At 49.0% G+C, this 13,111-nt stretch carries 9 protein-coding genes; 2 read left to right on the top strand and 7 right to left on the bottom strand.

Annotated elements, in window-relative coordinates; genetic code table 11:
- The first annotated feature begins 197 nt into the window (after window positions 1-197).
- The gene (locus FEM44_RS18695; RefSeq protein ID WP_135523000.1) at window positions 198-1,433 is read left to right on the top strand and encodes an oligosaccharide MFS transporter; all 1,236 of its coding nucleotides are present in this window, start codon (window positions 198-200) and stop codon (window positions 1,431-1,433) included.
- A 127-nt stretch (window positions 1,434-1,560) separates the two neighbouring features.
- Window positions 1,561-2,886 (top strand): 30S ribosomal protein S12 methylthiotransferase RimO, encoded by a 1,326-nt coding sequence (rimO, locus tag FEM44_RS18690; RefSeq protein WP_001558886.1) that lies wholly within the window; start codon window positions 1,561-1,563, stop codon window positions 2,884-2,886.
- A 47-nt stretch (window positions 2,887-2,933) separates the two neighbouring features.
- Here rimO and FEM44_RS18685 read toward each other — a convergent pair whose 3' ends face one another.
- The 7 genes from FEM44_RS18685 to iaaA form a co-directional block, all read right to left on the bottom strand.
- On the bottom strand, window positions 2,934-4,262 hold the full coding sequence (locus tag FEM44_RS18685) for a GGDEF domain-containing protein (RefSeq protein WP_135522947.1): 1,329 nt from the start codon (window positions 4,260-4,262) through the stop codon (window positions 2,934-2,936).
- Between the two features lie 7 nt (window positions 4,263-4,269).
- Window positions 4,270-6,618, bottom strand: coding sequence for a sensor domain-containing phosphodiesterase (locus FEM44_RS18680; protein ID WP_135522948.1), 2,349 nt, complete (start codon window positions 6,616-6,618; stop codon window positions 4,270-4,272).
- Between the two features lie 177 nt (window positions 6,619-6,795).
- Window positions 6,796-7,707 (bottom strand): glutathione ABC transporter permease GsiD, encoded by a 912-nt coding sequence (gene gsiD / locus FEM44_RS18675; RefSeq protein WP_135522949.1) that lies wholly within the window; start codon window positions 7,705-7,707, stop codon window positions 6,796-6,798.
- Between the two features lie 2 nt (window positions 7,708-7,709).
- Complete coding sequence (gene gsiC / locus FEM44_RS18670; protein WP_135522950.1) at window positions 7,710-8,630, bottom strand: glutathione ABC transporter permease GsiC; 921 nt, start codon at window positions 8,628-8,630, stop codon at window positions 7,710-7,712.
- A 17-nt stretch (window positions 8,631-8,647) separates the two neighbouring features.
- Window positions 8,648-10,186, bottom strand: a complete 1,539-nt coding sequence (gsiB, locus tag FEM44_RS18665; protein ID WP_135522951.1) for a glutathione ABC transporter substrate-binding protein GsiB — start codon at window positions 10,184-10,186, stop codon at window positions 8,648-8,650.
- Between the two features lie 19 nt (window positions 10,187-10,205).
- Window positions 10,206-12,077, bottom strand: coding sequence for a glutathione ABC transporter ATP-binding protein GsiA (gene gsiA, locus FEM44_RS18660; RefSeq protein ID WP_135522952.1), 1,872 nt, complete (start codon window positions 12,075-12,077; stop codon window positions 10,206-10,208).
- Window positions 12,064-13,029 (bottom strand): beta-aspartyl-peptidase, encoded by a 966-nt coding sequence (gene iaaA / locus FEM44_RS18655; RefSeq protein WP_135522953.1) that lies wholly within the window; start codon window positions 13,027-13,029, stop codon window positions 12,064-12,066. The genes gsiA and iaaA overlap by 14 nt, the downstream gene beginning before the upstream one ends.
- Window positions 13,030-13,111 lie beyond the last annotated feature (82 nt).

Genomic DNA, 13,111 nt, shown 5'->3' with positions numbered 1-13,111 from the left:
TATTAGCAATAATTGTGATGTAAATCTCAAACATTCATTTAACACATTGCCTAATCATCGCGGTCAGGGTCAGAGTAAAAATGAAATTGTTAACGTATGACATTTCCGGAGATGCATACCAAAACAATAACCAGTAAGCACAGCGAATGCCTGTGCCAACGGTAAATGACCCAACGCCAGTGATTGAGGATATGGCTATGTTATTGCCCGGTAAACGTAATTATATTTTGCTCAGTATTTTCGATTTTCTGTACCTCTTCGCCTGGTCGGCAACGATGGCATTTTTTGTCATATGGACGACACAGCATCTGGAAATTACCGCCACACGCACAGGATTGCTTTATTCCGTTAATGCTTTCATTGCGTTATTAATGCAGCCGTTCTTCGGTTTCATCTCCGATAAATTTGGTCTTAAGAAACAACTCATCTGGATCCTCGTCGCATTATTACTTCCCGTAGGCCCATTCTTTATTTATGTGTATGCCCCGCTTCTGGTTCATAACTTCTGGCTGGGCGCTGTTTTGGGTGGCGTTTACCTGGGGATCATTTTTAATTCTGGCTGTGGCGTTCTGGATTCCTGGATAGATAAAGTTTCGCGCCGTTATCATTTTGAATATGGTCGCGTAAGAATGTGGGGCTCTCTGGGATGGGCTGCCGCCGCGTGGATTGTGGGTAAATACATTGATACCAGCCCTAATCTCTCTTTCTGGCTGGCAAGCTGTGCCATTGTGATCGCCGCAATCTGCTTTATGTTTACCAAAATTGAACTGACCGAGGCGGAAATTGAAAAAACCAATTCGCTGAAAGCTATCCATGCGCTTGAACTGGCGAAAAATAGTCAGTTCTGGTTTTTATTGATGTTCACTCTGTTCGTAACGCAAATTTATGACACCTACGATCAACAATTCGCACAATATTTTTCGCTGCAATTTCCGACGCCAGAAGAAGGCAATCGCTGGTACGGGATTCTGGCTTCTGTCCAGGTCTGTGGAGAAACCTTATTTCTCTGTCTGATGCCGTGGTTTGTTAACCGCACTGGCGCAAAATGGGCATTAGTGATTGCCGGAACCATTATGTCGTTACGCATTGCTGGTTCTGCAATCCAACTAGGACCTGTGTGGATTGCGGCCGTTAAAATGATGCACGCCATCGAAAAACCACTGATCCTGGTGTCTGTGTTTAAATTTATCGCGGCTAACTTTGATCATAAACTCTCTTCGACGGTATACCTGCTGGTGCTTTTTGTGGCATCCATCGCCACGGCAATCTATTCCCCCATTGCCGGCTATCTGTATGACACCATTGGCTTTGCTGAAACCTATCTAATCCTGGGGGCGATTGCCGGTTGCTTCACGCTTATTTCGGTCTTTACGCTGCGGGACAAATCCAGCAGCCAGCCTGCGAAGTCGCTAACTGAAAACCCAGTAGCATAATAACCATTTACGCCCCGATATTTGGGGCGTTTTCCTCGCCTGTTAACCAGATTACGATACAAATTTTATCCAGAACTCTGTAGAATCCCTGCCCTGACCTTTCCTGTAACTGAATATTTTTTAAGCTATGAGCAAAGTAACTCCCCAGCCGAAAATCGGCTTTGTTTCCCTCGGCTGCCCGAAAAACCTTGTCGATTCGGAGCGCATTCTGACCGAACTGCGAACTGAAGGTTATGACGTAGTACCGAGCTATGACGACGCGGATATGGTGATCGTTAACACCTGCGGCTTTATTGACAGCGCGGTGCAAGAATCTCTGGAAGCCATTGGCGAAGCGTTGAATGAAAACGGCAAGGTGATTGTGACTGGTTGCCTGGGGGCAAAAGAAGATCAGATCCGCGAAGTCCACCCGAAAGTGCTGGAAATCACCGGGCCTCATAGCTACGAGCAGGTTCTGGAGCACGTTCATCACTACGTGCCAAAACCGAAACACAATCCGTTCCTGAGCCTGGTGCCGGAACAGGGTGTTAAGTTGACCCCACGTCATTATGCCTATCTGAAGATTTCCGAAGGTTGTAACCACCGCTGCACCTTCTGCATTATTCCTTCAATGCGCGGCGATCTGGTGAGCCGCCCGATTGGCGAAGTATTAAGCGAAGCGAAACGTCTGGTTGATGCGGGCGTTAAAGAGATTCTGGTGATTTCCCAGGATACTTCCGCCTATGGCGTAGATGTTAAACACCGTACTGGCTTCCACAACGGCGAGCCGGTAAAAACCAGCATGGTCAGCCTGTGCGAACAGTTATCGAAACTGGGGATCTGGACACGTCTGCACTACGTTTACCCTTATCCGCACGTGGACGACGTCATCCCGCTGATGGCTGAAGGCAAAATCCTGCCATATCTGGATATTCCGCTGCAGCATGCCAGCCCACGTATTCTCAAACTGATGAAGCGCCCGGGTTCGGTGGATCGCCAACTGGCACGTATCAAAAAATGGCGTGAAATCTGCCCAGAACTGACCCTGCGTTCAACCTTTATTGTCGGCTTCCCTGGCGAGACGGAAGAAGATTTCCAGATGCTGCTCGACTTCCTGAAAGAAGCACGTCTGGATCGCGTTGGCTGCTTTAAATACAGCCCGGTTGAAGGCGCAGATGCCAATGCTCTGCCGGACCAGGTCCCGGAAGAAGTGAAAGAAGAACGCTGGAATCGCTTCATGCAACTGCAACAACAGATTTCCGCCGAGCGCCTGCAGGAGAAAGTTGGCCGTGAAATTCTGGTGATCATCGACGAAGTGGATGAAGAAGGCGCGATTGGCCGCAGTATGGCTGATGCGCCAGAAATCGACGGCGCGGTCTATCTCAACGGTGAAACCAACGTTAAGCCGGGCGACATCCTGCGTGTGAAAGTCGAGCATGCCGATGAGTACGATTTGTGGGGTAGTCGGGTTTAATTAATGCCAGGCCGGGCAAATTTATTTTCCCGGCCTGCGAATAAACATTATTGCCAGCTAATCTGCGCCCTGCCGTTTTTCTTGCTCTTATACAGTCGCTCATCTGCCAGCATTTTCAGCCGTTCAACGGTGGTACATTCATTTGAATGCGCTACGCCGATGCTGGTGCTTAAATTAATGCTCCCCACCTGGAAATGAACGATTTCTTTTAAGATCGATAGCAACTCTTCCAGCGTTCCGCCAGTATAAATCACCGCAAATTCGTCGCCGCCAAAACGATAGACTTTACCTTTATCCACCGGAATTTGTGATTTAAGGATTTTCACAACCTTAATCAACACTTCATCGCCCAACAAATGGCCAAAGGTGTCGTTAATGTTCTTGAATTTATCGACGTCAAACAAGCACAAATATCCGCCTTTTTCCGGCAAGGCTTTTAAGTCTTCGTCAAAGGATTTTCTACCCATCGCTTTGGTCAGGTCGTCAAGAAACGCTGAGTTATACATACTGTAGAGTTTTTTGACATCCGCCGCCGAGAAGAAAAGCCCACCGTCCAGCACGCGGTCAAAATGGTTATTAATAATGGCTTCTTTTTCAACAATGCCCCGATTGATCACTCTGCGTACCAGATAGAGACAGCTGGCCCCTGATATAGCTGCCACCAATGCTGCAAAGAAGATGATCAACGTACATACCTGAAAATAAACGTCTTTTTTATAGGCAAACACATACAATCCTGTCGGTAAATAGGAGAAGTGCTCCATCGCTTCCGAAACAGTGAAGATGGCATTTTTGGCGTTATATTCATCACCAGTAACTGGTTTGCCATTCTTAAAAAGTGAGAACATCAGGTTATCGCTGTCCATTGCCAGTGATTTTGACAGTAAAGAAAAGCGCTCCAGCCCAAGCAAAAATATCAGACTGCGATTATGGCTAACCGGGTAGAGATAATAGACGAAGGTTTTACCGTCAAAAGAGATAAACCCCGTATTCTTAACATGCCGATACTTAACCACCTGCATAATATTTGCACAATAGTTATTCTCGTATTCCTTTACCTGAATACATTCATCACTGGAAATCAGATAAGGACCAACATCATACAAATAAGAAGGAGAAATCGAATCGGCATAGGCTGTGCGTAAGCCAACCAGCAATTGTTCTTCCGTAGGATTTAGCGTATTGATGAGATCAATTGCCACACTACGCCGATATTCAGCAATATTTGCCACCGCAAAAGCAGTATCAATAACGGACTGTTTCAGGCCATACACCCGTTCTTTCACCATTTGAGTGTAGATCCCGCAGGCAACTGCCGAAATCATAATAAAAATCAGCAGACTGACTGTAAGTACGAATTTATTGATTCTGGACATACCTAAACTACTCTTTTACTAACTTTCCACTTTTATCCCAGGCAGAGAATGGCATAGGCTTCTGGTACAGATACCCTTGGGCCTGAACACAGCCTAATTTCATTAATTCACGCGCAACCTCTTCGCTCTCAACACCTTCTGCAATCACCGGAATCTGGTTATAGCGTGCCAGGTCGAAGATAATGCGTACAATTTTTCCCGCGGTGCCGAAAATATCGCCGGTAAATTGTGAATCTACTTTTATGCTGTCAGGGTTAATTTCATAAAAACGTTTCAGGTTTGACAGCCCTGTGCCAAAGTCATCAATCGATATCCCTACCCCTTGTTTACGCAGTTGTGCAATATTGAGATAAAAATGTTCATTAATTCGTTCGATCACTGTTTCAGTGATCTCAATACAGATACTATTCGCCTGCAGATCATGCTCTTTCATGATAGTTGTAAAATGCTCATGAAAGTGTGGTTCGTTTAGCTGCCAGGGCGAAACATTAATATGCAGTAAGAAACCGTCCTTCAGGGCCGCACGCTGGCTAAAATGCTTGAATTCACCCATCGCGGTTTTAATAATTTGATAGCCAAGCTCATTGATAAACCCAATATCTTCAGCAATCGTAACAAACTTCAGCGGTGAGATTATTCCTCGTTCCGCAGAGATCCAGCGGCATAATGCTTCTGCGCCGACAATGTCTCTGGTTTTCATATCAACAATCGGTTGATAGACTAAAAATAGTTCGCCTATTTCCATTGCATGGCGAATATTACGCGCAATCCAGATATTCTCTTCAATTTCGTTGAGTTTCGCGTCATCACAGAAAATAAACTCAGAGAACATATGGTCACGGACACTGGAAATCGCCAGTTTCAGCTTTTCGGCATAACTCCAGGCGTTTTCACCCTTCAACGGTTCACAAATGGCAGATTTGTGTATGCGCAGATTGCGATAACCAAAGCTGCTGTCGAAATCATTTACCATCGCTATTTTGCGGGTAAAGGTCTGTACATTTTCCCGGCATAATAATAAATAGAGATCGGCATTGAATGTCACTATATCGCAGCATTGCGCATATTTCTCGGCAATTCGCTGACACAGTTTCCTGACGATTTTATTGCGTTCCTCGACGCCAAACACAGCTTCGACGGCTTCCAGCCCGCACAGTTTGATGATCCCGACAGCCAGATACTGGCTATTATTAGATTCAATAATCGCCATGTTTTTGATAAATCCACTCTCCTGATCGTAGGAGATTAGCGAGAGCAGTTTATTCGAACGTTCAACTTCGGCGTCTTTCATTTCCGCTATGGAATTTTTGATGCTGATAATCTCTTTCGCATCGCCTTCACGGATTTTCAATGCCTGCATTTGTTCAGAAGAATCGGGCAAAAATTCCAGCGTATTGACCAGTTCTGTCATTTCGGAAAATTGTCGACGAAACACACGCGTGGTCATTAAATAAACCAGCAGCAATACGATAATAATAAACACAAATGGTAGATAAAAGAATTTATCTGATGCGTTAAATAAATTCCCCGTAGGATAATAAAAATATATTTCGAACAACGCGTTATTTGGAACTTCCGATGTTCTTGCAATATATTCCGTGTCGATAGAATCAATAATATTATAATTACCTTCGCTATTGTAAATAATCAGTTTTTCGCGAGCGAGTTGGTTTTTGGCGATGATCTCATGGCCTTGTTTCAAAAACAGCACTTCATCATTCGAACTGATTTGATCAAGATATTCATTCAGATAGCGCCAGTTTAAGTCGACATGAATCTTATTAACCGCCAGTAAGTCACGGTCTTTGCCATTAATTCGTAGGGTAAAAGAGATACACTTTTTCCCAGGGCGATCAAAGCAGTTGTAGGCCGGATTCCAGCTACTACCCGAGTCGTCTGATGCCGCCGACCAGGGCCGCTGGGACGGGTTAAAGTCGGCAAAGATGACGCGTCCTGCCTCATCGACAAGTGGCCCATTTACTTTTTCCTGATGGTAAACAAGGATTTTATCATTCGCCCGACGGGTAAAGAGATAATATTTTTCATCATCCAGCACCAATCCTACCGTATCCAGAAATGGCATCATTTCCATTTTCAGAATGACGGCACGTTTAATCTCCTCACTGTTTTTCAATAAATACAGCGAATCCTTTAACGTTAAGGCAGCACGCTCAATATCTTTAAAAAAATAACCTACATTTTTTTGAATAAGTTCAAAGCGGCTATCGGCACGTTTTACCGCCCTTTCCGATACCAACTGATAGTTAATGATGAAAAAAAGACCAATAAATGACAGCGTAGCCAACAAAAATAAAATAATCAGTCTTATCTTTATTTTTTCGTATAAACTAAGCATGTTAATACACGTAACAAAATAACTATCAGTACGCTACTTCGCTGCATAAATAGACTTTTACAGCAGCATATTTACCCAATTACCTGATTCTACAAAATCGGCAGAAAGTTACAACATTTGCGTATAGCAATAATTTCCTATGACGCCATTACATTTTTAAGCAATATTCTGCCGTGGCTATGCTTTAATTTTCGGGTCCAGCGCGTCGCGTAAGCCATCGCCCAGCAAGTTGAAAGCTAACACGGTCAGGAAGATAGCGAGTGCCGGGAAAACCGCCACATGCGGCGCGATGACCATATCCGCTCGCGCTTCATTGAGCATAGCCCCCCATTCTGGTGTCGGCGGCTGCGCCCCCAGGCCAAGAAATGAAAGGCTGGCAGCCGAGATGATCGAAGTGCCAATACGCATTGTGAAAAAGACGACAATGGAAGAGACAGTCCCGGGCAAGATATGGCGCAACAAGATGGTCATGTCGCTGGCACCAATACTGCGCGCCGATTCAATAAAAGTTTGCTGTTTCAACACCAGCGTGTTGCCACGAACCAGACGGGCAAAAGCCGGAATGGAAAAGATGGCGACTGCGATAATTACGTTGGCAATACCGCTTCCTAACACCGCAACGACAGCAATCGCCAGTAATATGCCAGGGAAGGCAAACAGCACATCGCAAATACGCATAATCAATCGGTCCCACCAGCCTTCGTAATATCCCGCCAGTAAACCCAATAGCGTACCGATCGCCGCGCCAATAAAGACAGCAAACACACCCGCCGCCAGCGAGATTTGCGCGCCGACCAGGACACGGCTGAAAATATCACGCCCCAGCGAGTCGACACCAAACCAGTGTTGCAAAGAAGGTCCGTTATTCAGGTTGTCATAATCGAAATAATTTTCGGCATCATAGGGGGCGATCCAACGGGCAAAAATTGCCACCACAATCAGCAAAATGACGAACAGTGCGGCGGCCATCGCCATATGCTGACGGCGAAAACGTCGCCAGAACTCATGCCACGGTGTACGTACCTGGTCAGGTTTTATCAGTGGCATAGCGTTTAACACTGCCTGGCGTCGCCAGTTAAATAGTCGCATCCTTACTTGTACCTGATAGCCGGGTTAATGGCGGCATAAAGCACATCCACCACTAAGTTGATAAGAATAAACTCCAGCGAGAAGAGCAGAATTTCTGCCTGAATCACCGGGTAATCACGCATTTCTACCGAATCGACCAGTAAACGCCCAAGTCCGGGCCAGTTAAATACTTTCTCCACCACGATAGAGCCACCGAGCAAAAAGCCAAACTGCAATCCCATCATGGTGACCACAGGGATCATGGCGTTGCGTAAACCATGCTTGAGGACAACCCAGGTTTCGCTTACCCCTTTCGCCCTCGCGGTACGCATATAATCTTCATTTAAAACGTCAACAAACGAGGCGCGGGTAAAACGCGCCATCACTGCCGCCACCGCCGCGCCGAGCGTCAGAGAAGGTAATATGTAGTGCTGCCAACTGTCTGCACCTACGGTAGGCAACCAGCCAAGTTCAACAGAGAAAACCTGAATCAGCAGTATTCCGAGCGCAAATGCCGGAAATGAAATCCCTGATACCGCGATGGTCATACTTAATCGATCCGGCCAACGGTTACGCCAGACGGCAGCGATAATACCCGCCGCCATGCCGAACAGCACCGCCCATGTCATACTGGTAATGGTCAACCACAGCGTAGGCATGAAACGGCTGGCGATCTCCTCGGCAACCGGACGACGCGACACCATCGACAGACCAAAATCCCCCTGCACAGCATTGCTGATATAGTGCCAGAACTGCTGATACAGCGGCTGATCCAGACCCAGTTGCTGACGCACCAGTTCGATGACCTGCGCATCGGCTTCTGGACCGGCAATCAATCGCGCCGGGTCGCCGGGTAGCATATGGACAAACAAAAACACCAGCACCGAGACGATAAACAGTGTCGGAATCAGCCCCAGCAAGCGTTTGATAACGTAATTAAGCATTCCTCTCCCTGCATTGCTTATTGCAAATCCGCATCTTCAAAGCTAAAGCCAGTGTCTGGCATAATCCAAAAACCGCTCAGTTTTTTGCTGTGTGCCGACACCAGTTTTTCTACCACCAGCGGGATCCACGGCGACTCTTGCCAGATGGTATCCTGCGCCGCCTTATACAAGCGCGCCTTTTCCGCCGGATCGTTGGTTTTCAGCGCCTTGGCAAGCTCGTCATCCACCTGCTTATTGCTGTAAAACGCAGTATTAAACAGCGTCGGTGGCCAGTTCTGCGAGGCGAACAGCGGCGAGAGCGCCCAGTCAGCTTCACCGGTCGAGGCCGACCAGCCAGTATAGAACATTCGCACGCCGCTCTCTTTTTGCCCTTTACCTTCAACTTCAGCCGCCCGCTGCCCGGCATCCATCGCCGTCACCTGGGCTTTAATCCCCACCTGCGCTAGCTGTTGCTGAGTAAATTGCAGCACTTTCTGCGCGGTACTGTGATTATGTGATGACCACAATGTGGTACTGAAACCGTTGGGATATCCCGCCTCTTTTAATAGTTCGCGCGCTTTAGCCGGATCGTAAGGCCACGGTTTATAACTTTGCGCGTAGGCAATACTCGGTGGCACCACACCAGTGGCAGGAACTGCATACCCCGCGAAGGCCACTTTCACCAGTGCCTGACGATTGATGGCGTAATTCAGCGCCTCACGCACTTTTGGGTTATCGAATGGTTTCTGCGTCACGTTCATACTGATATAACGCTGCATAATCGACGGGCTGGCCATCAGCTCGATATTTTTGTTCTTGTCCAGTAGCGCAGCTTGTTCATAAGGGATAGGGAAAGCAAACTGCGCTTCACCGGTTTGCAGCATTGCCGCGCGGGTGTTGTTATCCGCCACCGGACGCCAGGTGATGCTGTCCAGTTTGGGCAAGCCTGGCTGCCAGTAACCCGCGAATTTTTTAACCTTCACAAAATCGGTCTGGTTCCAGGTATCCAGTTCATACGGTCCAGTTCCGACCGGATGAAAACCAATCTCCTTGCCATATTTTTCCAGCGCCGCCGATGAAATCATCGCGGTCGCCGGGTGAGCGAGGATGTTAATAAACGCGGAGAACGGTTGCTTGAGCGTAATCTTCACCGTTGTCGGATCGACCGCATCAGTTTTGGCAATATTTTTGTACAGGTTATAGCGTTTTAGATGATTTGCCGGATCGCTGGCTCGGTCCAGATTCGCTTTTACCGCCGCCGCGTTGAAGTCGGTGCCGTCCTGAAACTTAATCCCTTCACGCAATTTCACGGTATAAATGAGGCCGTCACTGGAGACGGTATAACTCTCCGCCAGCACATTTTTCAGCTTCATCTCTTTATCCAGACCGAACAGCCCCTGGTAAAACGATTTCGCCACGGCCTGTGACAACGTGTCATTCGCGTCATACGGGTCGAGGGTGGTGAAGTTCGATCCCACCGCCACAACCACATCTTTGGCAGCGAATGCACAAGGTGCCATCAACGCTGCGGCAATACCCAGCGCCACTAACCCACTACGGTGTACAGCTCTTGCCATTTGATTCTCCGCCTGAATGTTATCTACGCATGAATGCGTATTCTGATTGTGGTTGTGCGACGTAATGCCCCGGCCCGACGCATTGCAACGAGACGGCTGCAACTTCTTCGCCACGCTGATGAATATTGCTGGGAAGATCGTCCGATAGCAGTACGCGCTGTGGCCGCAGTCGGGACGGTTCAGCAACCGGAACTGCCGCCAGTAATTTACGCGTATAAGGGTGCTGCGGATTTTCAAAGACCGCGCGCCGTGGACCAATTTCAACGATTTGCCCGAGATACATCACCGCCACACGATGACTGATCCGCTCAACCACGGCCATATCGTGAGAGATAAACAGATACGCAATACCGAAATCACGCTGGAGGTCGAGCAACAAGTTGATAATCTGCCCGCGAATAGAAACATCCAGCGCCGACACGGCTTCATCGGCAATAATGACTTTGGGATTCAACGCCAGCGCACGGGCAATACAGATACGCTGACGCTGGCCGCCGGAAAACTCATGCGGGTAGCGCCACGCATGTTCGGGTAACAGACCAACGCGTTCCAGTAGCCACGCAACGCGTGCAGCGGCTTCGTTACCCTGCAATAAACCATGAACACGCAGCGGTTCGATAATCGAATCACCGATGGTCTGACGCGGGTCCAGAGAGGCGTAGGGGTCCTGAAAAATAAACTGAATATCGCGGCGCAATGCCTGGAGTTTGCCGGGTGACAGAGTATCGATTCGCTGACCGTTGAAGATAATTTCGCCGCCCTGGCTTTCAACCAGGCGCAACAGCGCCCGTCCGGTGGTGGATTTGCCACTCCCGGACTCTCCCACCAGCGACAACGTTTCGCCCGGCCAGAGATCAAAACTGACCTTCTCAACCGCATGCACTTCTCGCGTAACGCGATTCAGTAAGCCACTACGTAAAGGGAAACGGGTCACCAGATTACGCACCTGTAAAACAGGGTCACCATCAACCACCGTTTTCTGCTCGACAGGTCGTTCCTGTTTAGCCGGATGTTCAAGCGATATCAGCGGGAAACGGAGAGGATAATCTTGCCCTTTCATCGCCCCCAACTGCGGCACGGCAGCCAACAGCGCGCGGGTATAAGGATGCTGTGGCGCATGAAAAATCTGTTCAACGCTGCCCGTTTCGACCGCTTCGCCCTGATACATCACCAGCACCCGATCGGCAATCTCTGCCACCACGCCCATGTCGTGAGTGATAAAAATGACGCCCATCGACATCTCTTTTTGCAATACTTTGATTAATTGCAGGATCTGCGCCTGAATCGTAACATCCAGTGCGGTGGTCGGTTCATCGGCTATCAGCACCGCAGGGCGACATGACAGCGCCATGGCAATCATCACCCGCTGGCGCATCCCACCAGAGAGTTGATGCGGATAACGGGAAAGAATGGTTTGGGCTTCCGGGATGCGAACCTGATCCAGCATCCGCTTCGCCTCTACCATCGCCTGTTCACGACTGGCGTTCTGATGCAGACGGATAGACTCAGCAATCTGTTCACCCACGGTAAATACCGGATTTAGCGACGTCATTGGCTCCTGGAAAATCATCGCCATATCCGCACCGCGTATATGCTGCATTTGCCGGGAGTTCTGCTCACTAAGCTCAATCACCTCACGACTGCGGCGCCGCAACAGCATTTTATCGCACTGCACCAGCCCCCCCGCCTGTTCTAACAGACGCATCAACGCCAGTGCTGTGACTGACTTGCCGGAACCGGATTCTCCAACAATTGCCAGCGTCTCGCCACGTCGCAGGGCGAAAGAGAGACCACGAACCGCAGCCACTTTCTGCTGGTCCTGCATAAAGGCAATGTTAAGATTATCGACCGCCAGGACATCACCGGCATCAAGTTCATCACTGTGTGGCAACGGTGTCCCCTTTTTCGCGGTAGATACCAGTGGTTGGTGTATCGCCTGCGTAGCCCCAGGCGCGATACATTCCTTCTGTGTTAAACGGTAGTGCGACGTTACCTTCGTGGTCGATAGCGATTAAGCCACCGCTGCCGCCAAGCGCAGGGAGTTTTTCCATCACCACCCGCTCGCAGGCTTCCGCGAGGCTTAGACCGCCATAATCCATTAACGCGCCGATGTCATACGCCGCCAGCGCGCGGATGAAGACTTCGCCCGTACCGGTACAAGAAACCGCCACACTGGCGTTATTGGCGTAGCATCCGGCACCCACTAAGGGACTATCGCCCACTCGTCCGGGTAATTTATTGGTCATTCCGCCCGTGGACGTGGCTGCCGCCAGATTGCCGTGTAAATCCAAAGCCACGGCCCCCACCGTACCCATTTTTTGTTTTTCATCCAGCGGAGCGCCGCTATGGTCGAGGACGGTTTCCCCTTCCTCACGCGCCGCCAGCAGCTGTTCATAACGCAAAGGCGTGGAGAAAATATCCGGCGAGACGCGCTCCATGCCATGAGCAAAAGCAAAGTTTTCTGCGCCCTCGCCAATCATCATCACATGCGGGCTTTGCTCCATCACCAGACGAGCAGCAAGAATTGGGTTGCGCAGATGGCTAATGCCCGCCACCGCCCCCGCTTTCAGTGTGTTGCCATCCATCACGCAGGCGTCCAGTTCATGCGTTTCATCACGCGTAAAGACGGCGCCAATTCCGGCGTTAAAGAGCGGACACTCTTCCAGCAAGCGCACCGCTTCTGTCACCACATCCAGCGCGCTTTCACCCGCTTCGAGCATTTGCTGTCCGGTTTCAACAATGGCAGACAGCGCCTCAATGTAGCGTAATTCCTGTTGCAGACTCATCTGTGCGCGGCTAATTGCGCCTGCGCCGCCGTGGATTGCAATGACTGCTTTGCCCATAGTCTTCGTCCATTAAGGGTGGCTCGCCACTTTTGCTATAAATATCAGAATTTTTATGAATTACTCATTCAATTTTTGAATA

Origin of the sequence: Escherichia sp. E4742, from assembly GCF_005843885.1 — a bacterium.
GTDB lineage: Bacteria > Pseudomonadota > Gammaproteobacteria > Enterobacterales > Enterobacteriaceae > Escherichia.
This window is presented reverse-complemented; position numbering and strand designations above follow the sequence as displayed.

Bases quoted from the DNA above. Each gene is read 5' to 3' on its own strand.
- gsiC (WP_135522950.1), bottom strand. From the start codon at position 8,630: ATGCTTAATTACGTTATCAAACGCTTGCTGGGGCTGATTCCGACACTG.
- iaaA (WP_135522953.1), bottom strand. From the start codon at position 13,029: ATGGGCAAAGCAGTCATTGCAATCCACGGCGGCGCAGGCGCAATTAGC.
- FEM44_RS18685 (WP_135522947.1), bottom strand. From the start codon at position 4,262: ATGTCCAGAATCAATAAATTCGTACTTACAGTCAGTCTGCTGATTTTT.
- FEM44_RS18695 (WP_135523000.1), top strand. From the start codon at position 198: ATGTTATTGCCCGGTAAACGTAATTATATTTTGCTCAGTATTTTCGAT.
- gsiB (WP_135522951.1), bottom strand. From the start codon at position 10,186: ATGGCAAGAGCTGTACACCGTAGTGGGTTAGTGGCGCTGGGTATTGCC.
- rimO (WP_001558886.1), top strand. From the start codon at position 1,561: ATGAGCAAAGTAACTCCCCAGCCGAAAATCGGCTTTGTTTCCCTCGGC.
- gsiD (WP_135522949.1), bottom strand. From the start codon at position 7,707: ATGCGACTATTTAACTGGCGACGCCAGGCAGTGTTAAACGCTATGCCA.
- FEM44_RS18680 (WP_135522948.1), bottom strand. From the start codon at position 6,618: ATGCTTAGTTTATACGAAAAAATAAAGATAAGACTGATTATTTTATTT.